The organism is Nocardia violaceofusca NBRC 14427 (assembly GCF_963869435.1).
Taxonomy (GTDB): Bacteria; Actinomycetota; Actinomycetes; order Mycobacteriales; family Mycobacteriaceae; genus Nocardia; species Nocardia aobensis.
Genome location: NZ_CAWMPM010000004.1, coordinates 482835 through 504073 on the forward strand (window position 1 = coordinate 482835; position 21239 = coordinate 504073).

21 protein-coding genes and 2 pseudogenes are annotated in these 21239 nt (G+C 67.0%); 15 read left to right on the forward strand and 8 right to left on the reverse strand.

Annotated features, from left to right (window positions below):
* Positions 1-148 precede the first annotated feature (148 nt).
* From AC5592_RS04580 to AC5592_RS04600, 5 genes are all read left to right on the forward strand, one after another.
* Positions 149-718, forward strand: a complete 570-nt coding sequence (locus AC5592_RS04580; RefSeq protein ID WP_051024636.1) for a hypothetical protein — start codon at positions 149-151, stop codon at positions 716-718.
* A gap of 93 nt (positions 719-811) precedes the next feature.
* Complete coding sequence (locus tag AC5592_RS04585; RefSeq protein WP_036501618.1) at positions 812-1447, forward strand: precorrin-8X methylmutase; 636 nt, start codon at positions 812-814, stop codon at positions 1445-1447.
* A gap of 71 nt (positions 1448-1518) precedes the next feature.
* Entirely contained in the window at positions 1519-3111 is a 1593-nt protein-coding gene (locus AC5592_RS04590; protein WP_036501620.1) for a precorrin-2 C(20)-methyltransferase, read from the forward strand.
* A gap of 270 nt (positions 3112-3381) precedes the next feature.
* Positions 3382-3990 (forward strand): DUF8020 domain-containing protein, encoded by a 609-nt coding sequence (locus AC5592_RS04595; protein WP_063063501.1) that lies wholly within the window; start codon positions 3382-3384, stop codon positions 3988-3990.
* An 18-nt stretch (positions 3991-4008) separates the two neighbouring features.
* The gene (locus AC5592_RS04600; protein ID WP_036501626.1) at positions 4009-4740 is read left to right on the forward strand and encodes a cobalt-precorrin-6A reductase; all 732 of its coding nucleotides are present in this window, start codon (positions 4009-4011) and stop codon (positions 4738-4740) included.
* Between the two features lie 365 nt (positions 4741-5105).
* Here the strand turns inward: AC5592_RS04600 and AC5592_RS04605 are convergent, their stop codons facing one another.
* On the reverse strand, positions 5106-6617 hold the full coding sequence (locus tag AC5592_RS04605; protein ID WP_063063502.1) for a carboxylesterase/lipase family protein: 1512 nt from the start codon (positions 6615-6617) through the stop codon (positions 5106-5108).
* 340 nt (positions 6618-6957) lie between these two features.
* Between AC5592_RS04605 and AC5592_RS04610 the strand changes: the two genes are divergently transcribed.
* From AC5592_RS04610 to AC5592_RS04620, 3 genes are all read left to right on the forward strand, one after another.
* On the forward strand, positions 6958-7188 hold the full coding sequence (locus AC5592_RS04610; protein WP_084506313.1) for a hypothetical protein: 231 nt from the start codon (positions 6958-6960) through the stop codon (positions 7186-7188).
* A 48-nt stretch (positions 7189-7236) separates the two neighbouring features.
* Positions 7237-7398 (forward strand): hypothetical protein, encoded by a 162-nt coding sequence (locus AC5592_RS04615; protein ID WP_157121567.1) that lies wholly within the window; start codon positions 7237-7239, stop codon positions 7396-7398.
* 101 nt (positions 7399-7499) lie between these two features.
* Positions 7500-9029 carry an outer membrane protein assembly factor BamB family protein gene (locus AC5592_RS04620; RefSeq protein WP_198163755.1) on the forward strand — a complete coding sequence of 510 codons (1530 nt, stop codon included), beginning with the start codon at positions 7500-7502 and terminating at the stop codon, positions 9027-9029.
* Here the strand turns inward: AC5592_RS04620 and AC5592_RS04625 are convergent.
* Both AC5592_RS04625 and AC5592_RS04630 read right to left on the reverse strand, forming a co-directional pair.
* Positions 9014-9337: a YdcF family protein gene (locus tag AC5592_RS04625; protein ID WP_084506315.1), complete on the reverse strand. Its 324-nt coding sequence runs from the start codon at positions 9335-9337 to the stop codon at positions 9014-9016. The two genes, AC5592_RS04620 and AC5592_RS04625, sit on opposite strands and share 16 nt — an antisense overlap.
* Positions 9338-9410: 73 nt before the next feature.
* Positions 9411-9827, reverse strand: a pseudogene (locus AC5592_RS04630) (SAM-dependent methyltransferase); the annotation flags it as partial.
* 306 nt (positions 9828-10133) lie between these two features.
* On the opposite strand from AC5592_RS04630, the gene AC5592_RS04635 reads away from it, so the two are divergent.
* The gene (locus tag AC5592_RS04635; protein ID WP_269750147.1) at positions 10134-10262 is read left to right on the forward strand and encodes a hypothetical protein; all 129 of its coding nucleotides are present in this window, start codon (positions 10134-10136) and stop codon (positions 10260-10262) included.
* 69 nt (positions 10263-10331) lie between these two features.
* On the opposite strand, the gene AC5592_RS04640 is transcribed toward AC5592_RS04635, so the two are convergent.
* A complete protein-coding gene (locus AC5592_RS04640; protein ID WP_063063505.1) occupies positions 10332-10814 on the reverse strand; it encodes an SMI1/KNR4 family protein in 483 nt (160 codons plus the stop codon).
* A gap of 474 nt (positions 10815-11288) precedes the next feature.
* Between AC5592_RS04640 and AC5592_RS04645 the strand changes: the two genes are divergently transcribed.
* The gene (locus AC5592_RS04645; protein ID WP_063063506.1) at positions 11289-11987 is read left to right on the forward strand and encodes an Lsr2 family DNA-binding protein; all 699 of its coding nucleotides are present in this window, start codon (positions 11289-11291) and stop codon (positions 11985-11987) included.
* An 88-nt stretch (positions 11988-12075) separates the two neighbouring features.
* On the opposite strand, the gene AC5592_RS04650 is transcribed toward AC5592_RS04645, so the two are convergent.
* Positions 12076-12513, reverse strand: coding sequence for a nuclear transport factor 2 family protein (locus AC5592_RS04650; protein WP_051024635.1), 438 nt, complete (start codon positions 12511-12513; stop codon positions 12076-12078).
* Positions 12514-12559: 46 nt separating this feature from the next.
* On the opposite strand from AC5592_RS04650, the gene AC5592_RS04655 reads away from it, so the two are divergent.
* The 4 genes from AC5592_RS04655 to AC5592_RS04670 all read left to right on the forward strand — a co-directional run bounded on the left by AC5592_RS04655 (position 12560) and on the right by AC5592_RS04670 (position 17239).
* Positions 12560-13075, forward strand: coding sequence for a winged helix-turn-helix transcriptional regulator (locus AC5592_RS04655; RefSeq protein ID WP_063063507.1), 516 nt, complete (start codon positions 12560-12562; stop codon positions 13073-13075).
* A gap of 1123 nt (positions 13076-14198) precedes the next feature.
* Complete coding sequence (locus tag AC5592_RS04660) at positions 14199-14594, forward strand: type 1 glutamine amidotransferase family protein (RefSeq protein WP_232329188.1); 396 nt, start codon at positions 14199-14201, stop codon at positions 14592-14594.
* A 534-nt stretch (positions 14595-15128) separates the two neighbouring features.
* Complete coding sequence (locus AC5592_RS04665) at positions 15129-16733, forward strand: tetratricopeptide repeat protein (protein ID WP_063063508.1); 1605 nt, start codon at positions 15129-15131, stop codon at positions 16731-16733.
* A gap of 137 nt (positions 16734-16870) precedes the next feature.
* Complete coding sequence (locus AC5592_RS04670) at positions 16871-17239, forward strand: VOC family protein (RefSeq protein ID WP_036501643.1); 369 nt, start codon at positions 16871-16873, stop codon at positions 17237-17239.
* A gap of 50 nt (positions 17240-17289) precedes the next feature.
* On the opposite strand, the pseudogene AC5592_RS04675 reads toward AC5592_RS04670, so the two are convergent.
* A pseudogene (locus tag AC5592_RS04675) lies at positions 17290-18142 on the reverse strand (IS5 family transposase).
* Between the two features lie 29 nt (positions 18143-18171).
* The gene (locus AC5592_RS04680) at positions 18172-18840 is read right to left on the reverse strand and encodes a TetR/AcrR family transcriptional regulator (protein WP_051025499.1); all 669 of its coding nucleotides are present in this window, start codon (positions 18838-18840) and stop codon (positions 18172-18174) included.
* Between the two features lie 98 nt (positions 18841-18938).
* On the opposite strand from AC5592_RS04680, the gene AC5592_RS04685 reads away from it, so the two are divergent.
* The gene (locus AC5592_RS04685) at positions 18939-20396 is read left to right on the forward strand and encodes a DHA2 family efflux MFS transporter permease subunit (RefSeq protein WP_051025500.1); all 1458 of its coding nucleotides are present in this window, start codon (positions 18939-18941) and stop codon (positions 20394-20396) included.
* 581 nt (positions 20397-20977) lie between these two features.
* On the opposite strand, the gene AC5592_RS04690 is transcribed toward AC5592_RS04685, so the two are convergent.
* Positions 20978-21239 (reverse strand): hypothetical protein (locus tag AC5592_RS04690; RefSeq protein ID WP_232329190.1); only part of this gene is annotated, 262 nt, incomplete at its 5' end.

Genomic DNA, 21239 nt, shown 5'->3' on the forward strand with positions numbered 1-21239 from the left:
CCGCCGCGACTGTCGTCCGCGCACCCGCCCGGCCACAACCACCCGCAGCCCGGCCTCCCCGGCCGACGGTGCGATCATCGGGACGAACTCCCTCCGATTCGCGGTGACTCGCTATACCTCGTCCCTGGGGTTCGCGCACACTGAATCGATGGACCCGTCCGCCCCACAGCCGTCCACCGCCGCCCTGCTCTCCGATGCGCAGATCGAGGAGCTTTCGCTCGCCCAGCGGCTCGAATTGGTCGCGCGCCTGCGGCCGGACCGGGTACGGCCGAATCCCCGCCGGGTGCGCGTGGCGCGCGGGCTGCGGTTGTCGCTGATGGTCGGCGGCTCGGTCGCGATGATCCCGTGGCTGGTCTATCTCGGACTCACGCTGCCGCCGGAGTACAACGCGAACAACTGGTCCCTCGTGTGGATCGGATTCGACATTCTGCTGGTGGTCATGATGACGACCACCGCCTATCTCGGCTGGCGGCGCCGGGCACTGCTCATCCTGCCCGCCTTCGGCACCGGGGTGCTGCTGCTCGCCGACGCCTGGTTCGACACGACGACCGCCGGACCCGACGACATCCGGGTGTCGATCGCGACGGCCGCGCTCGCCGAAGTCCCGCTCGCGGTGCTACTGCTCACCGGGGCACTGGCCCTGTTCCGCTACCTCGTCTTCGCCAACCCCCTGCACGATCCGGCCCAATCGCCGTGGCGGGCCCGGCTGCCGTTCTGAGGTCGCGGGCCGGGCGCCCGAGGTTGCGGACCCGGCGGTGCCTCGCCCACGCTGCCGCTCGGGGCCCGGATTCCCACCGCTAGGGTGATGCCCATGTCCGATGTGCGTACCAGCTACCTCACCGACGGGGCCGAGATCTATCGGCGCTCGTTCGCGACGATCCGGGCCGAAGCCGATCTGGCGCCGTTCCCGGCCGATGTCGCGCAGGTGGTGGTGCGCATGATCCACGCGTGCGGACAGGTCGATCTGACCACCGATATCTCCCACACCCCGCAGGTCGTGGCGGCGGCCCGCACCGCCCTGCGTGCCGGCGCGCCGATCCTGTGCGACGCCACCATGGTCGCCTCCGGCGTCACCCGCAAACGACTGCCCGCCGACAACGACGTGCTGTGCCTGCTCGCCGATCCGCGCGTACCGCAGCTCGCACAGCAAATGGGCAATACGAGATCGGCTGCGGCACTGGAACTGTGGCGCGATCGGCTCGACGGCGCCGTGGTCGCGATCGGCAATGCCCCGACCGCGCTGTTCCATCTGCTGGACATGCTCGACGCGGGCGCGCCCCGCCCGGCCGCGGTGCTGGGAATCCCGGTGGGCTTCGTCGGCGCCGCCGAATCCAAACAGGCGCTGGCCGAATACGGCGGCGTCGAATACCTCACCGTGCACGGCCGGCGCGGCGGCAGCGCCATCACCGCCGCCGCCCTCAACGCGATCGCGAGTGAGCAGGAATGAGCGCTCAGGGTGCGGAGGAGGCAGCGCGCGTAACCACGGAGAACCCCAGCTCATTCCTCGAGGGGCACGGCATGAGCGCTCAGGGTGTGGCTCCCGGAAAGCTGTGGGGTGTGGGTCTCGGCCCCGGCGACCCGGAGCTGGTGACGGTGAAGGCGGCCCGCATCATCGAATCGGCCGATGTCATCGCCTTCCACAGCGCCCGCCACGGTCGCAGCATCTCGCGCTCGATCGCGGCGCCGTATATGCGGCCAGGCCAGCTGGAGGAACATCTCGTCTATCCGGTGACCACCGAGACCACCGACCATCCGGGCGGCTATCAGGGCGCGATCGACGAATTCTACGAACGCGCCGCCGACCTGCTGGCCGGCCACCTGTCCGCAGGCCGCACCGTCGCGCTGCTGGCGGCCGGCGATCCACTGTTCTACAGCTCGTACATGCATATGCACCGGCGCCTGGCCGACCGGTTCCCCGCGGAGATCATCCCGGGCATCACCTCGGTCAGTGCCGCCTCGGCCGCGCTCGGCACACCGTTGGTGGAGGGTGAGCAGGTGCTGACGGTGCTGCCCGGGACCATGCCGCCGGATCAGCTCGCCGAACGCCTCGCCGACGCCGACGCCGCGGCGATCATGAAACTCGGCCGCACCTATCCCGGTGTGCGCCAAGCGTTGTCGAAGGCCGGTCGGCTCGACGACGCCTACTACGTGGAACGCGCCAGCAGCGGGCGGCAGCGGATCCTGCGCGCCGCCGACGTCTCCGACGCCGACGTGCCGTATTTCGCCATCACCGTGGTGCCCGGACCTGCCCCGACCACCGAGATACCGTTCACCACCGCCGAACCCGCTGCGGCCCAGGATGATTCGCCCGCCTCCCCCGCCTCCGAGGTCGGCGAGGTCGTGGTGGTGGGACTGGGACCCGGCTCCCCGCAGTGGACCACGCCCGAGGTGACCCGCGCCCTCGCGGCGGCGACCGACATCGTCGGCTACACCACCTACGTGAATCGGGTGCCGGTCCGCCCCGGGCAGCGCCGCCATCTCAGCGACAACCGGGTCGAATCCGAACGCGCCGCCATGGCCTTGGATCTGGCGAAATCCGGAGCCCGCGTGGTGGTCGTGTCCTCCGGCGATCCCGGGGTTTTCGCGATGGCCGCCGCGGTCGTCGAGGAATCCGCGGATCCGCAGTGGCGTGACGTGCCCGTGCGGGTGCTGCCCGGCGTCACCGCGGCCAGTGCCGTCGCCGCCCGCATCGGCGCACCCCTCGGCCACGATTTCGCGATGATCTCGCTCTCGGACCGCCTCAAACCGTGGGAGACCGTGGCACAACGCATTTCGGCGGTCGCCGCCGCCGATATGGCGATCGCGATCTACAACCCGGCCTCCACCCAGCGACGGTGGCAGGTGGGCGCCCTGCGCGAGCTCGTCCTCGAACACCGCGGCCCGGACACACCGGTGGTCCTCGGCCGCGACGTCGGTGGGCCGACCGAATCGGTGCGTGTGACGACGCTGGCCGAGCTGAACCCGGACGAGGTCGACATGCGCACGCTGCTCATCATCGGCGCATCCACCACCGCCACCGTCGAAACCCCGCACGGGACACGGGTTTTCACCTCACGGCGGTACGGGCAGGCAGTACGGGACAACACCGCGTCGGTCGCGGCCGACCGGTAGGACGGCAGCCGGACACGGCCGCCACGAACGCCGAGCGCACACGAACGCGCGGACCTGCGTTCGTCTCCAGCGGCGCGGGGAGCTTCGGGCGCGGGTTCCGGCGCAAGGCGGTCGACAACTCCCAGTGGCTGGAGTACCTGGATCGCCAAAGTGACGGTAGAGTAACGATTCTGATCCGATTCCACAGACGGCAACCGGCTGACCTGCGGAAATGTTTCGGGTCAGCGTAATCCGATCGTTATGTCGGGTGATCGATCCGATGGGAAATAGATGAGATTCACCAACATTGTCGGCACCTCGCTGATCGCCATCGCGGCGACGAGCATCGCCTACGGTACCGCTTACGCCGAACCTGCCGCGCCCGCGCCGGCGCCGAGCCAGGTTCAGACCCAGCAGAGCCCGGCCGTGCACGGCACGGACCAGGGTGTCGGCTACACCACCGAACTCGCCGATATGGGCAACAAGATCGTCACCACGGTGACGGGTGGCAAGTTCGCCCTCACCTCGGACAAGTCGGCGGTCACCCTGACCAACGACCAGGGCGCCGTGGTGATGAGCTACCCGCTCTCGGCCAAGGGGCCCAACGGCACCAACGTCGCCGCCGCGGTGAACGAGGACGGCACCAGCCTGACGCTGACCCCCCAGGGGCAGCCGATCTCGTCGGTGAAGAACATCTCCGGTCAGGACTGGTTCTTCTCCGAGCTGCAGCACGCCTCGCTGGGCGCCGCGGTCGGCGCGGTGATCGGCTTCCTGGTCGGCCTGATCTTCATCGGCGTCGGCTCGATTCCGGGCGCGGTCCTGGGCGGTGTGATCGGCCTGCTGGTCGCGGGCGGCCAGCCGCTGATCGACTCGGCCTTCGCCTACTTCAGCGGTAACTGACCCGGAAGTGCTGCGACACTGAAGGTTCTGATTCTCGGCGGCACCCGGGAAGCCCGGCAGCTCGCCGATATCGCCTCCGGCGAGCGAGGATTCGACATCGTCTCCTCGCTCGCCGGCCGGGTGCGCGAACCCGTCCTGCCTGCCGGCGCGGTGCGCATCGGCGGCTTCGGTGGCACCGAGGGGCTACGGAAATGGCTGGCGGACAATGCGATCGACGCGGTCGTCGACGCCACCCATCCCTTCGCCGGCACCATCTCCTCGCATGCGGCCGATGCGGCACGAGCGGGCGGGGTGCCGATCGTGCACCTGCGCCGGCCGGGCTGGTCCGAACAACCCGGTGACCGGTGGTCGCGGGTGCCGGATCTGGCCGCCGCCGCCCACGCCGTGACCGCCTTCGACCGCGTCTTCCTCACCATCGGCCGCCAGGGCGTGGGTGCCTTCGCCGCGCTCGGTGAGCCGTGGTTTCTGATCCGGGCCATCGATCCGCCCACCGGGCCCGTTCCGCCGCAACATCTCCTGCTTCTCGCCCGTGGCCCGTTCACCGCGGCACAGGAGGTCGATCTGCTGCGCGAGCATCGCATCTCCGTGATGGTGACCAAGGACAGCGGTGGCGACCTCACCGCGGCCAAGCTGACCGCTGCCCGTCGGTGCGGCATTCCAGTCGTGGTCGTCGATCGGCCACCGGTGCCCGAAGGCGTCGAGTGCGCGGAATCGGTTGCGGCGGCGTGGGAATGGCTGAACGCGCGCTGACGCCGTCGTCCGTGCCGGCTGTTCACGTGCTCGTGTTCGGCATCGATCCATTCCTCGGACATGCGGTAGGCACGGCTGACACGACTGCCGATCGTCCTGTACACGACGTCGGTGTCGAAAATCCCCCGCTGCCCCCTGCCGCGAGATATTCGGATAGCCCTTGTCTGAGCGAGTTGGTGGAACTCAGGGTTGTCGACCACGGCCGCTTCGGCTGTAAACGAACGATTCTGGTGGCTCTCGCCTTATGGGTTACCGCCGATTCTCTCTGCGGGTCTCGCGCATCAATCTCGCTTCGGCGCCGAACACCGGTACGAGATCGCCGCGCTCGACGCGGTCCGAACTTGGCCGAGCGGCAGCTACTTTCACTACGGAAGCAGCGGCAGCGCCGGGAAGGTGAAGCCTTTCCACAACAGCCGTGAGACATCCTCCGGGTAGGCGATGACCGTCGACGGCGTATCGAAGACCTGGGTGAGGCGCTGCTCGACGTCGTACGCGGGCCAGCCCGGATCGCCGTGCGCCGAGAATGACGTCCATGACCCGCGCATTCGCGCCGACAGCTCCGCCGCCGCCGGCGGGGGCGGGTCGCCGATCAGCATGGCGGTCTCCCCACTGCCCAGGTTGCCGAAAACGAGCGGCACGTCCAGCCCGTGGCAGGCGCCGAGAGCGCCGCCCATGCCCGGGGCAGTCCAGGTGAGCTCGTAGACGTGGGCTCGGCCGCCGCCTGCGACCTGCGCGTCGGCGAGCCGGACGCTCGGTATGCGGAACAACCAGTCGGCGTTGACCAGTTCGTAGAGCTCCTCATCGTCCGCGGTCGGGAACGCCTCGCGATACCGGCGCGCACCGTCCGGCCCGGCGAGAACGTGCAGCGCGGTCTCGGTCTGCTCGTTGGTGACCTGGCCGAGCACTCCATCGATCAGGCTGAACAGCCGATGCTCGTCCCGCGTGTGCCCGACGAGAAGCTCGACCTCGCGGGCGGTGCCCTCGGCCAGGGCCCGCCAGGGGGTCGTGGGCAGCACATCACCGTCGACGACCGGCGCATACGGGATCGGCCGGTGGGTGATCCGCCCCCAGCGCTCCCGCCACCGGCCCATTTTGGCGAAGACCGCGTCGCCGGCGGCGGGTAGCAGGTCCGGGGCCACCGCCGAGAGCCCGGACACCGTGGGCGCCACCCCGAGCTCGGCGGCGAAGGCCGCGGTGAGGTCGGCGGCCAGTTCGGGAGAGAAGAACGTTCCCGGCACACTCTGTGCGATCGCCCGGCGGAACAGCCCGGCGGCGCGCGGCATCGCGAGCAGCGCGGCGACCGATCCCGCACCCGCCGACTGCCCGAAGACAGTCACTCGCTCAGGGTCGCCACCGAACCCACGGATGTTGTCCCGCACCCACTCCAGGGCGGCAACCTGGTCGAGTAGTCCACGGTTGGCCGGGGCGCCCTCGATCTGGGCGAACCCCTCGATGCCGAGACGGTAGTTGAGGGTCACGACCACAGTTCCGGTCGCGGCCAGGTGCCCGGCGTCGTATTGCGGCAGGCCGGAGTTGCCCATGGCATATCCACCACCGGGAATCCACACCATCACCGGGAGCTCGGAGACCGGATCCGGTTCCGGCGTCCAGACGTTGACCGTCAGCCAGTCGCCTCCGGCAGTGGCCAGAGGCACCGCTAGCACGGCGGACTGCGGAGGCGGCGGGCCGTAGTCGACGGCCGGTCGCACCCCGTCCCAGCCGCGCACCGACTGCGGCGCGGCGAAACGCAGGTCGCCGACCGGCGGTTCGGCAAACGGGACGCCGCGGAAGACCGCCGGCCCCGCCTCCCGGCGCCCGCGCAGCACGCCGGCCGCCGTGCGGACCTCCGGCTCGGACTGGTTACGGGATGCGGCCATTTCGTTTGTCCTATCTATGGCTGTCCGGCTGAGCATCCCCGCGCGCAAGACCCGGCGCAAACCATTTAGGCCAGATTCGATTGCCGTGCCGGTCGAATTGGATCGAGGTCACCCGAAAGCACTCGCTCGGGTTCGGAACCCGGTGGGATATCTCCCCTCGGGTCGTCGGCTGGTCGATCGACTCAACACAAACCGCCGCGCTGGTGACCAACGCACTGGGCATGGCCATCGCCAAACCGCTCACCACAGGCCGGGACGATCATTCATTCCGATCACGGGGTCCAATTCACCTCCGGGGCCTTCACCGACCGGGCCCCGTAAGTCCGGGCTGGTGCCCTCGATGGGCTCGATCGGCGACTGCTACGACGACGCCGTCATCGAATACCTTTGGGGCAGAACGCAAACCGATCTGTTGAACCGGCAGCGACGGAAGACGCGGATCGGGCTGGCAAACGCGATCTTCGAATACCTCGAGATCTTCCACAACCGCCGATGTCGTCACTCCGCCCTGGGAATGCGGAGCCCGATCGAGTCCGAAATGATGCAACCGTTCATCCAACCCGTGGCCTGAAGTCCAGTATCGCGACCCCACGAAAACTGGGAACATCAGTCTGATTTCGTGGAACTGGGACAGATTCGGGTTCAGACGGCAATAATTCGAGGGAAAGTGCCGCACAGCAGCAACATCCATGCACTGCTCCCGAACACCGGCCGGGGCCGGATCGGCGCACCGTGCACCTTCGGCGATGAAATCGCGCTGTGGTCAAAAGGATTCAGCTGATGAACATACGTACGACCGTGAACAGCAAGGCCGACGCCACCAGTCACGCCGCGTTCCCAGCCAGGCTCCGAAAGCTACTACTCCGCGTGTGGTTTCCACTCGTGGCGGTTGTTCTGTTGTTCACCTCCGTCGCCTCCGCGCAGTCTCCGGCGGCCGGCGGAGACTGGCCCATGTGGCAGTTCGATCCGACCGGTTCCCGGTACAATCCGAACGAAACCGCTCTCACGCCCGCCAATGTCGGTTCGTTGAAACTCGAGTGGGCGTTCGCCTTCCCAGGTGCCGTCGCCGCATCCAGTCAGCCCGCAGTAGTGGGCAGTGTCCTCTACGTCGGCGGCCGCGACGGAAAGCTGTACGCTCTCGACGCGAAGACCGGTCGGTCCAAATGGTCGTTCGACGCCCACACGACTCTCGGGAACCTTCCCACGTACGGGTTGCGCGACGGGATCGCGGTCGTGGGCGGCATCGTCTACTTCGGTGACAACTCGGCCAACCTGTGGGCACTCGACGCAGCGACGGGCGCCAAGCGGTGGAGCGCCAAACTCGACCAGCACCCATGGGCGATCATTACCAGCTCGCCGTTGGTATACAACGGCACGGTCTACGTGGGCACCTCGAGTCAGGAGGAGGGCCAAGCGGTCAACCCCACCTACCAGTGCTGCTCGTTTCGAGGCAGCATGGTGGCGGTCGATGCCGCGAGCGGCGCTATCAAGTGGCAGCACTACACGATTCCGCCCTCAGAGCCGACCGGTGGCACGCCGGCATTGGCGCCCAGCGGTGGGGCGATCTGGTCCTCACCCACCATCGACCCGACGAGCAACACGCTGTACTACACCTCCGGAAATCCCTACACCGGCACGCCCGACGGAGCGGAAGCGATCGCCGCGCTGGACCTGGGGAGCGGGGCGGTCCGTTGGAACCATCAGATGACCCCGAACGACACGTGGAACGTCCGCTGCCTGATACCACCGGCCGGAGGGAACTGCCCGAATCCCGGTCACGACTACGACTTCGGCACTCAGCCGAACATTTTCACCATCAACGGCCGCAGAGTCGTCGGCGCGGGTCAGAAGAGCGGCATCTACCATCTGCTCGACGCCACGAACGGCGCGATCATCTGGCAATCCCAGCTGTCGTCTCCATCCACCCCCCTGCCGGTGCAGGGCGCCGAGTCGCTGCAAGGTATCCAGTGGGGCGCAGCCTACGACGGCAAACGCCTGTACGTGGCCACCTACCAGGCGGGTCCGGGCACTCTGTTCGCGCTGAACCCGGCCGACGGCTCACGTGTCTGGAGCACCCCGAACCCGCCCACCCTGTGCCCGCCCGGCATCAAATTGGTCGACCAGCAGTGCCGGGCCATGCCGAATGCGGTATCCGCGACGCCCGGTCTGGTCTATGAGGGTAGTGTCGACGGCCACCTACGTGTCTTCTCGGCCGACACCGGCACGATCCTCGCGGACCTCAACACGTCGGGCGCCTACACGACTGTGAACCTGGTGCCAGGCACCGGCGGCTCGCTCAACGGCAACGGCGCGGTCATCTCGAACGGCATGCTCTACACAAACTCCGGCTACCTGCACCCGATCACCCAAGGCGCGCCGGGCAACGTCCTACTGGCCTACGGCCTGCCCTGATCGCGCGTGCCTACCAGGACCTGGGCATCGATACCGAGGCGGCGGGTCAGCCCGGCCGTCCGCAGAACGTGAAAGTTACTGGTTACCACCGTGATTCGGAGCAGCTCCGGATCGATACCGCGCCGGTTCAGCTCCCGCAGGCAGTTGCGCAGATTCTCGGCGGTGTTGCGCGAGCGCCGTTCTCGGACGATGGCGTGTCCGGAGACGCCGCGCGCGGTGAGGTAACGCGCCATCGCGTCGGCTTCGGGACGAGCCGCCAAGCTGCCGTAGATCAGTGCGTAGCCGCCGAACGCGATCAGATGCGCCACGAAACAGACCGCGACCGTAGCCGCGGGAAGTCAGAACCGTGGCCAGGTCGTCGTGCTCGAAGTCGATGGGCGCCAGGACGACCCGGCTGTCGCCGAGCCGGCGCCGCTTACGCGCGACGGAACGGGGCAGGTCCACTTCCACCGCGGTGGCCTCGGACGAGGCGGTGAACCGTGCGGCACGAGTGTCGAATCCGGCACCCAGCACCACGATCTGGGTGATGCCATCGGCAATCGCCCGCGCGACGGCATCGTCGAGATACCGCTTGCGGCAGGCGATGCTGTTCCAGATCCCGGGCGCATCACGGTCCATCAGCGCAGCGAACCGGGTGCGGACCACACGCAGCCCGAGCAGGGCGCGCAGCGGCGCGGGCAGCATCGTGGCGGCCAGTTCGTCGGTGAGCAGGCGCTGCTGCGGCGACTCCCGCTGTTCGCAGGCCGCGATCACCATCGGCATGAACGACGTGTCCGCCTTATCGGTGGCCATAGGCATCCTTCACTGCGCCGCAGAAGAATTTCAATGCAGAGTATCTGAATCACCGCACGGCGCGGGTTGTGCCGGCATACCGCACGGCCGCGTCGGTTTCACTCGGCCGGTTGCGGGATGCCTTCGCGCGGTACGCCTTCGGCGACCTCGAGGCGTGGACATCGAGCCCGGATACGCTGGAAAGCGTCCCCATCCCGAGACGGTTCACAGTGTCGAGCGAGCCCCGCTCGATATCGTGTTCCGCCCCACCAGACCACAGAGTCCGCACCACCGTCCTCCTTCCCCACCGAGTTCGCCACAGGGGGCTGCTTCATGTCACCTACCCGTGCAGCGGCGCGGCAAGCGCGGTTCGGTGCGGCTGAAGTTTCGATCGCCGCGACGCGGCGCAATATCGTGTTGGCCCGCAATGTGTTCGGCTTCGACGTGACGGTGGAAAAATGACGTCCCTGATCCAGGGCCGTTGGCAGTAATGAACACCAGACCGGCCAGAGGGCGGAAAGTAACACAAGCTCAGGGGTTCTCGGCCTCACGCCAGCCAAGGAACCGGTGGGGCGTACTCGCGAGCTTCCGGGCTTCGAGCGGGGCTGTTGTTCTCCCCTCGAGAACCGTCACAAGAAACTCCACCAGCCCCCCGTCGAAGACCGTCCAGGACTTTTCTCCATGGAGCGCCTGGCGTCGGAAGACGGCGATCTTCCACGTGTCGGGCTCACCGATGCGCAGCCAGACCAACACATCTCCGTCGGTCGTGCATCCGAGGACCAGAAGCTTCAGTGGGCCGCCATCGGGGAAGTGGACCGCGAGCTCGGCCTCGTCCTCGGGCCGGAGGTACGGCGCGAACCCGTCGAGCAGGTCGCCGTACACCGACCCGGGCACCGGAGGAGTACTGATGCCGAGGTACTCGTCGATCTCTCCCCCGCCGTACACCTCGACGAACTCCCGGTAGTCCGACGGCAGCACGAGCCCTTCCGTCCGGGCGATTTCCTCCCAGTCCACGGTGTCTCCACCACTGGACGGCGGTGGGAGCACGTCACGCAGGCGGGCCACCAAGGGATGTGACACAGCGGATTCCTTTCAGAGATGCGGGGGTCACGCTCAGTCTCCCGCGAGCGGAACGTCGACGCCTGTCCTGCCGTCGACCGCGGTACCGAGGTTCTTCCAGCCGCTGCCGTCAGTTTGGACGAGGTTGGAAACTTCTCGGAGTCGGAGCCGACCCGCACCCCACGAACCGCGATCGAATCATGGGCGCGGGCGCGGTACCGGGTGGGGTGCGGCCAAGGTACGTCCGGCCGCGCTCGGAGCCCACCGGGCAGCTCTGCGGAATCCGGCGCTGAGCAAGTGCTGCAGATGAGCAATTGCCTGCAGTAGCCCGCTTTACGTGACTTTTCACAGGTCGGCCCCCACGGCCTTCTCGGACAGTTTGTGAGCCGGCTGGCCGACCGCACAGCTTGGCCGTACGGTCGAACCGTTATGACTTCAATCGCGGACCTGCTGCGGATCTGTCCACCGCCCGCCCACCCGGTCTCAGTGGACTGGGGCGCTGTCGAAAGCACCCTGGGTGTCAAGTTGCCGACCGACTACAAGCAGCTCGCCACGATGTACGGCCCCGGCAATTTCTGCGAGTACTTGAGGGTCTATCACCCGCACGGCCCCACCGAGTGGGTCAATCTTTTCGGCCCGATGCCGGCAACTCTGCGCCGGCAACTGCGCGATGATCGTGACACTGGTCGTTTTCCGGTGCCGCACGCCCCGGACAGCTTGTTCGCCTGCGGGGTCACCGACAACGGCGAGTATCTCTTCTGGATCGCCGAACCCGCGGACGATCCCGACCACTGGCGTTTAGCCATCAACGAAGCCCGCGGGCCGCGCTGGTACACCTTCGACGGCAGCTTGGTTGCATTCCTCGCCGCCAGCTTCAGCGGTCGGATCGAGGTGCCACTGTTCCCCGACGGGCTCCTCGATGACGGTGTCAGCTTCTCCCGTGATTCCGAGCAGCAGCTGCCAGGTTCGCACGCCACTGATCTCGATAGTTCAGGCGCAGCACAGACTGTGGATCCCCACGTCATTCGTGCGTGGGCTCGCGCCAATGGATACGACCTACCCGACAGAGGGCGCATTCCCACCGCGATTACACAGGCGTGGCAGCGCGCGAGCATCCGGTCCGACTGACCACCTGCCTGGGGATCTCGAGTTCGAGAGTCCGCGCCCGCTGGCCGGCGGTGGCGTAGAGATCGTTCATCGCGTGTTGCCGCCGGCCTCACAGCGATCGGGCGATCGCCCCGTCTGCCTGCTGCCGGTCGAGGGCGCGTTGCAAAGTCAGGGTGTCTTCCAGGACGAGATCGTCCACCAGCTTGCCCCAGCGCAGGGTGAGCCACTGCATCGCGGTGTTGCGGTAACCGCTGCCGTCGGCCAGGGTTCCACTCACCCGCAACTGGACCGCGACCTTCGTTCTCCAGGGCGGGCCGCTGGAGACCACATCCACCAATTCCAGGCGCAATCCCGGCAGCAGTTGATCGAAGCGGGCAAACCAATCGCGGAACGCCTCCGGTCCGCGCAGGTCGGCACCGAGCGGGGTATCGCCGAGGAAGCGGAATCGCAGGTCCGGCGCCGCCATCGCCACAGCGGCGTCGTGATCACCCGAGCCGGTGCGGCGCCACGTTCTCCGGACCAGGAACCGTACGATGGCGTTGTACATAAAACGACTGTAAGCAGCTAGCTTGCTCAAAGCAAGGGACTGGAAGATGGGGCGAACGAACTTTCACGAGATCGCGTGCTCGATCGCGCGTTCGGCGTCGATCATCGGAGACTCGTGGACCCTGCTGATCCTTCGCGATGCGGCACTGGGCCTGCGGCGTTTCGAGGAGTTGCAGCGCGACCTCGGTATCGCCACCAATGTGCTGAGCCAGCGACTGCAGCGGCTGGTGGACCAGGGCGTCTTGCGGCGTCACCGCTACGAGCAGCGGCCCGACCGATACGAATACCACCTGACAGACAAGGGTCAGGAACTGATTCCGGTGCTGTTCGCCCTCATGGCTTGGGGTGATAAATGGGAGTCCGGGACCGAGGGGCCGCCGCTGGTGCTGCACCATCGCACGTGCGGTCATCGAGTCGAGGCGAAGGTGACATGCGACGGCTGCGGCGGCGAGCTGACGCCGGAATCGGTTGTCTATCAGCCAGGTCCGGGCGGCCGCACCGGCGAAGGCACCGCGCTGATCGCGACCGTGCTGAATTCCGCGGGCGACCGCACAACACCGTGAACGAGGTCGGTTCGCCGCAGTTCTTCTCCTGGCGCACAACGGGTCGCGGCTGATGCACGCTACGAGCCGGGGTCAACGGTTCATCCCGACGAGGTCCCGTTGAAGCGAGTCCCGTGGCCTCGACTCAACCGCGGATACCCTGCTCGGGAGGCCGAGCCGTGGGCACCGGCAACCGGCAAGCACAACCGCCCGACGTCATGATTGCGAGAAGACGGCAACCACGGCGTCCAGTCTCCGCTCGCGTCGGTCGTTTGTCCGACCTCGATGATGCGACCCCGGGATCGCTTATGTAGCAACGAATCTCGTACTGGTGCTGTTTCGGCGGCGTCAGGACTTGCGCATCAAATCATCTTTCGCGGGATTTCCCTTGGAACTCACATCGATGCCTGCCTCCCAACTGTTCACCACACCGTGCAACAGCGAAGGCTTGTCCAGGTGCTCGCCGAGCGGGCCTCGGACTGCAGGACGCGGCGAACCTCGGCTGGAAACAGGCGCTCGTCCTCGACGAGCACGCTGAGCCCACACTCCCGACAGGTGGATGGCGGACAGGCGCAACGATCGAACGGCGGCCGGAGCCTCACCGCTCCCCTGTCCGCCTGGCAGTCCGGCCCGATGTGGAGACAACACGGTCAGGCCGCTCTCATGCCCACGCGGCCGCCCGCGAACGCCGCTGGCCACCCCGCTCGGAGGCTCACACACAGGCAACGCAAGGCGCGCACCCGTCGCTGTCTCGAATCCACGTTTCACGGTCGGGCACGAGCGCCGCCGTGGTTCGGGTGTCACGCTGAAGGAAGGGGCCGATCCGAGAGGAGTGCATCATGTCCAAGCCGAAGATCTTGTTCATCGTGAGTGGGGCCACGTACTGGGTGCTCAAGGACGGAACGAGGTACGCGACCGGCTACTGGGCCGAGGAGTTCGCCAACCCCTACAAGATGCTCACCGACGCGGGCTACGAAATCGTCGTCGCCACTCCCGGCGGCACCACGCCGAACGTGGACATGATGAGCCTGCGCCCCGCGATGGCAGGGGCGAACAGGGCGCGCTGGATCTGGAAGCGATCATCCGCGACGCGGAGGCTCTGCGCCGGCCGCTGCAGCTGTCGAACGTACGCCTGGAGGACTACGTGGCGGTCTACTTGCCCGGCGGCCACGGCCCAATGGCCGACCTGGCGTTCGACGCCGACGCGGGCCGCCTGCTCACGGCGCAACTGGAGTCGGGCAACCCGCTGTTCATCGTGTGCCACGCGCCCTCCGCGATGCTGGCCACCAGAATCCACGGCGTCTCGCCCTTCCAGGGCTACAACGTCACCGGCTTCTCCAACGAGGAGGAAGAGGCCGTCGGCCTCGCCTCACGGGCCACATGGCTGCTGGAAACGGACCTGAAAGAGAAGGTCAAGGTCAACTACAGCCGTGGCCCCATCTGGGAGCCCTACATGGTCGAGGACCGTAACCTCGTCACCGGCCAAAACCCGCACTCCGCCGGGGTTCTGGGAGGGCGGATGCTGGAAATCCTCAATTAGGGACGCCAACCCACCGCGACCGAAAACACAACGCGCAATCCGATCCTGCCTCCGATGACCAAGCAGCTCAGTCCGAATCCGACCCGGTATCGGCCACATCGACCATTGTCGTGTCAGACATCAAGTACCACTCCATAATTCGGAGTTACGCCGTTGTCTGTACGGTCCCCTCTGCTCCCGGTTGCCCGCGTCATATAGTGCATGTCGGGATTCGGAAGGCACTTGCAACGGGGGATTTTGGCTGAGCAGATGTGCGTAGGCACTTGGATTTTCGGGTTCGCCAACATGCGCCGACGGCACTCGCCTGCCGAACAGTCGGTGGTGCGATGGAGTTGGGTTTGTGAGCAGGAAGGTCCCGATAGTGGCGCAAGGTGATTCGGACGCGGTCGAGCGTTGGCGCGCTCGGGCCGAGGCCGGGGATGTGGATGCGATGTTCTATCTCGGGGAGCACTTCCACCTCGGGTCGACGGCGATCAGGAACAGGCGAAGTTCTGGTATCGCAAGGCCATCGACGCGACCGGCGATACCGATGCCATGAACCACCTCGGCATCTTGCTCCGCACAGAGGGTGACCTCGACCAGGCCGAGCACTGGTTGCGCAAGGCCGTCGACGCGGGGAGGACGGGGTCGATGTCCAATCTCGGTGTCGTGCTCTCCGATGGTGGAAAGAGAGCGGAGGCCGAGCACTGGTATCGCGAAGCCGCCGATGCCGGACGTGCCGATGCCTTGGACCGCCTCGGCCCCCTGCTCGCGCAGGGCGATGAGGTGCAACAGGCGGAATATCGCGATCGTGTGGCCGCCCAGGATGGCGACCATTGGGCCATGCACCGCCTCGGTTCGCTGTTCGACCAGCGCGGTGATCGTGAGCGCGCGAAAAAGTGGTATCGCCAGGCCGCGGATGCGGGCAACGGGGCATCGATGAACAATCTCGCAATCCTGTACCAGGGCGATGACAGCGAACAGCTCGAATACTGGATGGCCAAGGCGGCCGCAACGGGGGGCCCGGATGCGATGAACAACTTTGCGCTCCTGGCCCAGAGTGCCGGCGATCGGGACAAGGCCGCATACTGGCTCGGCAAGGCCGCCGACGCCGGGAACCAGCAGGCTCGGGAGAATCTCAACGCACTGCGTGCGCAGAACGATGGTGGGGCCGGCCAGGCACAATCGGAGGTGGCAACCAGCGATGCCGAGGCGTTGCGTGGGCGGGCCGAGGCCGGCGACGCCGACGCGATGAACGAATTGGGCGCCCTGCTCACGCGATTCGGCGACCGCGACCAGGCCGAGCACTGGTACCGCCGAGCGGTCGAGGCCGGCAGCACCGTCGCGCGGCACAACTTGGGCCACCTGTTCGAGCACGCGGGCGATATCGAACAGGCCGAGCACTGGTACCGCACGGCCGCCGAGGCCGGATTTTCCGGCTCGATGATCAACCTCGGGAATCTGCTCCGGGCCCATAACGATTCGCAGCAAGCCGAACACTGGTACCTCGAGGCTGCCCACAACTTCCACAGCGGCGCGATGTTCAATCTCGCAGACCTGTACGAACACGAAGATAAGCCGGACCGGGCGGCCTTCTGGTATCGCAGGGCTGCTGACGCCGGCGACACCGACGCCAAGTCCAGGTACCAGAAGCTGCGCGAACAGGGGATCGAACCCGCCGGTATCGAACTCGGGCCTCGTAAGATCTTCGACGCCGGCCAGATCGAGGCGTTGCGCAGGGCCGCTTACGCCGGCGACACGTGCGCGATGTTCACTCTCGGGGTCGTGTGCCAATGGGATGGTCATCGGAAGCAGTCCAAACGCTGGCTGAGAAGAGCGGTCGACGCCGGTGACGGCCTCGCGGGGACCCTGAGCGCACAGCTCGAGATGGCCAGCGATCCGAAACGGACCGAACCTCGCAGCGACCAGGATCCGGCCGAAGACGTGTGGGAGATGTTCACTCTCGGAGTTCGGGCCCAGAGCAAGGGCGACCTGGAGCAGGCAGAGTACTGGCTGGGCAAGGCCGCCCGCCGCGGCCACTTCGCCTCCGGATTGCTGTGGGACCCACCCGAATACAACGGAGTTCGGAACCAGACAAAGCACGCCGGAGACGGAGGACGGACCAGACGATTCGGGATACCGAAGCGCAGAAGGCAGTGACGGTGGGGAGTGGACCTCGGCGGACCGCTTACGGCCGCCGATCTCGGGCGCGGGCCGGTGTCGCGTTTTTGCAATCGTCTGCGGCTTCCGGTGTTGCAGGCTGACTGACAGTAATCTTGTTGCGGAGAGGAAAAACCATGGCGGTTGCCACGTTGAAAATGCTCACCCTGGACAGTGCCGACGCACGACGAGACGCGGAGTTCTGGGCGGCGGCGCTCGGTTGGAAAATCGCGCACGTGCAGGACGAGTACGCCATGCTCACCGGCCCGGATCACGCGCTCGGATTCGGCACGATCCCGGACTATCAGCCGCCGGCCTGGCCGAACGAGAACGGCACCAAACAGTTCCACCTGGATTTGGCGGTCGAAGACCTCGAGATCGCCAGTAAACAACTGGTCGAACTGGGCGCCACCGTGCCGGAGTTTCAGCCTGGTGAGACCTGGCGGGTGCTGCTCGATCCCAGCGGCCACCCGTTCTGCCTCACCCTCGCTGCCAACTGGGGCTAGCTGGCGTCTCCCAATGATTTGAGCCATTCGACGATGAGAGCCAGTGTGAATCAGGCGCGGTAGGTCAGGGCGAGCTTGTCGTAGCGAGTCGCGACTACGCGCCAGTGTTCGCCCTTGTTGAACGCGCGCCCGACCACGTTGCGTCGTTTGTACTCGACCTCGTCGAAGCCTGGCGGCCGTCCACCGAGGCGGCCGCACTTTTTCCGGTCGGCGACCTGGCCGGATCGTCGGGGTATGACGCTGCGGATCTGTTTGCGCCGCAGCAGGTCCCGGTTCGACGCCGCCGAGTACGCCATGTCCGCGATGACCGTGCCGGGATCACGCCGAGGTGGGCCACCGGCGAGCCGGGGCACCGCCACCCGCTCGAGCCACTGCGGGCAGCATCACCCGAGTCTGCGGCCTGTCCAGGCGTGATCAGCACGGCCAGGCCGCGGGGCGTTGCCGTCGGTGGCCACAGGGGCCTTGATGATCAGCCCGCCCCGCGAACGGGCCACCCCGTGGCCGGTCGGTTCATGAATCGCACTCCCGGCCAGCGGTGCGGGCCCCCGGCGGCGTGCTGATGCGCGCGCACGATCGTCGAGTCGATCGCCACTACCCAGTCCAGATCACCGGTGCTGTCGGACGGCGCGAGCAGCGCGGTCAGCACCCGATCCCAGGTGCCGTCGATGGCATCGCGGCGGTGCCGTTCCACACCGTATGCCACGGCCCGAACACCTCCGCCAGATCCCGCCACGGCACACCGGTGCGCAGCCGATACAGCATCCCCTCCACGATCCTGCGATTCTCGCAGAAGTTACGACCAACGCGCCCTTCGGATTTCGGCAACAGCCACTCCGGCAGCTCCCATTGCCTGTCCGTCAGCACACGATATCGATCACCCGCCACCGTCACCACGGCGAACATGATGCCCGATCAGCCCCACACAGCGAACACTATTGGGAGACACGACCTAGAAGGCGGAGCAGCGTCCGCAACTGCCCGCTGTAGTACTCCTCGAATTCCGATGAGCCAGGCTGTTTTCCGGTCGCCTGCAATGCGGTCTCGGGCAGCATGACCGGGGCCAGGATCATGCCCGTGACCGCCATGCGCACGAAGGCCGGATCCAAGTCCGGGTGGATTTCTCCGCGTTCCTGGGCGCGGGCAAGATTGGCCAGGTCGGTCTCGACAGTGTCCTCCCCTTCGAGGTAGTCGCTGGCGGCACCGCTTCCGGTGAGCCCCCGCCACACCAGCAGCCGCGCAGGTCTCGGATCTTCCAGCGCTGCGGAGAGGTAGCGCGCGGCGACCTCCTCGAGAGGGAGTTCCGGATCGGCGCGCTCTGCCTCGGCCGCGGGCCAGCCGCGCTGGATCTCTTGATAAAGGCCCTCTTTGCCGCCGAAGTAATAGGCGATCAGCTGCTTGTTGACCCCGGCCCGGTCGGCGATCTCCTGCACCCGGGCGCCGTCGAACCCCTTGGCCGCGAACTCGTCCAGCGCGGCATCGAGCAGCGCCTGGCGTGAGCGTTCGGCATCGCGACGGCGATCTGCAGCGCTGGGCGCGCGGCGGGGACGACGGCCCGCGGCGGAACGGCTGGAGTTTGCGGTGGTGTCGGGCTCGGTCGCCATTCGAACATTGTAACTGGCTGGATGATCGAGTCATCTGAACGGATACATTGTCATCCAACTGATTGACAGGTTCATCCCCGTGGGTGACACTTCGAGGGGTGACCATCTCGAATCCATCGGACGCGGCCGTCGAGCGGCCGACACTCAGCCCGCAGGCGCGGCGGGCAGTCGTGGTTGTGCTGTTCGGCGCGGTTCTGGCGTTCCTGGACGCCACCGTCGTCAATGTCGCTTTGAAATCACTCGCCGCCGACCTGGGCGGCGCCCTCGACGCAATCCAGTGGGTCGTGACCGCGTACCTGCTGGTACAGGCGGCGGTGCTGCCGGTGACCGGATGGGCGGCACGCCGAGTGGGAGCTAAACGGCTGTATATCGGTGCGCTGCTGGCATTCACCCTCGCCTCGGTCGCATGCGCGGCCGCGAACAGCGTCGGCCTGTTGATCCTCGCCCGGGTCGCGCAGGGCCTCGGAGCCGGGGTCATGATCCCCGTCGGGCAGATGATCCTGGTGACCGCCGCCGGGCGGCAAGGCATGGCCAGAGCCATGGTGGCCGCGGGCATACCCATGGTGCTGACGCCGATCGTCGGTCCCACCATCGGCGGGCTGTTGCTGGAATACGCGGGGTGGCAGTGGATCTTCCTGATCAACGCGCCCATCGGTGTCATCGGGCTGGTGCTCGCCGCACGGCTGCTGCCCGCGGACGAGCCGGACGAACCGGCCGGAGCCCTGGATACACCGGGACTGATCCTGGTCTCGGCGGGGATGGTGGGCATCACCTACGGGCTCGCCGAGGCAGCCTCACACGGGCTGACGGCTACGCGGGTGCTCGTGACGCTGTGCGGAGGAGCGGTGTGCACCGCCCTGTTCGTGGTGCGCTCGCTTCGCATCCCGAACCCCGTGCTGGACCTGAGGTTGTGGCGGGATCGTTTCTTCACGGCGGGTACCGTCTCGACCTTCGTGATCGGAGCCGTGACATTCGGCGCGATGGTGTTGCTGCCCTTGTACTTTCAGCTGGTTCGCCATCAGGACGCTGCGCACACCGGCCTGCTCATGGCGCCTCAAGGCATCGGTGCGGCCGTCGCCATGGGGGTGTCTGCCCGGCTCTACGAACGGGTCGGCGCACTGACCTGCCTGCTCGGTGCGCTGGTCGGCTGTGTCGCGACCATTCCGTTCATGTTGATCGCCGACGACACCCCGTACTGGCTGCTCGGCTGCGCCATGATCGTGCGCGGCCTCGGCATCGGCCTGGCGGCCATGCCCGCCATGACCGCCGCCTTGCGGAATCTCACTCCGTCCCAGATCATCGATGCCACACCGCAACTCACCGTCATGCAGCGCGTCGGGGGTTCCATCGGCACCGCCGCCTTCGTGGTCGTCCTGCAGCAACACCTGCACGACAAGGGCGTCGAGCATCCCGATCCGGCATCGGCATTCGCGGTGACCTTCGCCTGGGTGCTGGCCGCGTCGGTGCTGGCGGTCGTGCCGACCGCGCTCATGGCTATCCTGGAGATGCGGACTCGCCGCGAAAAAGCCCCGGGCCCAGTACCGAACCGCACATAAGGCGGCGACGAAGAGTGTGGCTGCGCAGTGTGGTCGACGGGCGCGGGTGCTCTGGACAGCCTGACGGCGGCCGCCCTCGTCGGCGTTGCGGCGGGCGTAGGCACTGCCGCCTTCTTGTGACCGGCCTTCGGCGGGGTCGGTGGCGATGAGCAGACCGGCGACTGCGGACTTGGCGGTGTGCAGGGCGGAGATCCGAGGGGTTGATGTCCTGCAACTGATTTCGCAGGATAGGCGCGGCACAACGTTCCAGTGGCTCAAATCATGGGGAGACACGACCTGGTCGGCCACGCTGAATCGGCGAACTTCATGACCCGGCGCGCACATTCCGCGGCCCATCGCTGGAAACCATCCCGAATGACGGTCCGGTGGCTGCGCCTGTCGACCCCCGACTGCCACGCGGCGCCCACTGCGCCGCCGACCCGCGGCCGGAATTGGCCGGCCCAAACCGAGACCGGCGGTTGAGGCACGGCTACGACCCGAACTCGGGCGTAGCGACGTCCGGCGCGCCGGCCATCGGTCATCAACGGGACGCTGTCGTCCAGGATGACCCCTCCAGGCGCCGACGGCCGATACACCGACCCTCACCTCCCCGACGCGCCTGATAGATCGACGCCGCTCTGCCGCGCTGCGCTGCCGGATACGCGCCAGATCTCGGACACGAAATCGTAGCTGATAATATGCTCAGTTACGATCTTCATGACGTCGCTGAAGGGATGGCACGAGATGGCCGAGCCAGTGGTCCGCAACCGTATCGACCGACGGCGCGAGCGGACTCGCAACGCCTTGCTGGGTGCGGCGCGGAAGTTCTTGTCGGAGGGGCGTTCGGCGGTCAGCATCCAAGAG

Bases quoted from the DNA above. Each gene is read 5' to 3' on its own strand.
- AC5592_RS04580 (WP_051024636.1), top strand. From the start codon at position 149: ATGGACCCGTCCGCCCCACAGCCGTCCACCGCCGCCCTGCTCTCCGAT.
- AC5592_RS04585 (WP_036501618.1), top strand. From the start codon at position 812: ATGTCCGATGTGCGTACCAGCTACCTCACCGACGGGGCCGAGATCTAT.
- AC5592_RS04590 (WP_036501620.1), top strand. From the start codon at position 1,519: ATGAGCGCTCAGGGTGTGGCTCCCGGAAAGCTGTGGGGTGTGGGTCTC.
- AC5592_RS04595 (WP_063063501.1), top strand. From the start codon at position 3,382: ATGAGATTCACCAACATTGTCGGCACCTCGCTGATCGCCATCGCGGCG.
- AC5592_RS04605 (WP_063063502.1), bottom strand. From the start codon at position 6,617: ATGGCCGCATCCCGTAACCAGTCCGAGCCGGAGGTCCGCACGGCGGCC.
- AC5592_RS04610 (WP_084506313.1), top strand. From the start codon at position 6,958: ATGGGCTCGATCGGCGACTGCTACGACGACGCCGTCATCGAATACCTT.
- AC5592_RS04635 (WP_269750147.1), top strand. From the start codon at position 10,134: ATGTCACCTACCCGTGCAGCGGCGCGGCAAGCGCGGTTCGGTGCGGCT.
- AC5592_RS04645 (WP_063063506.1), top strand. From the start codon at position 11,289: ATGACTTCAATCGCGGACCTGCTGCGGATCTGTCCACCGCCCGCCCAC.
- AC5592_RS04650 (WP_051024635.1), bottom strand. From the start codon at position 12,513: ATGTACAACGCCATCGTACGGTTCCTGGTCCGGAGAACGTGGCGCCGC.
- AC5592_RS04655 (WP_063063507.1), top strand. From the start codon at position 12,560: ATGGGGCGAACGAACTTTCACGAGATCGCGTGCTCGATCGCGCGTTCG.
- AC5592_RS04665 (WP_063063508.1), top strand. From the start codon at position 15,129: ATGAACCACCTCGGCATCTTGCTCCGCACAGAGGGTGACCTCGACCAG.
- AC5592_RS04670 (WP_036501643.1), top strand. From the start codon at position 16,871: ATGGCGGTTGCCACGTTGAAAATGCTCACCCTGGACAGTGCCGACGCA.
- AC5592_RS04680 (WP_051025499.1), bottom strand. From the start codon at position 18,840: ATGGCGACCGAGCCCGACACCACCGCAAACTCCAGCCGTTCCGCCGCG.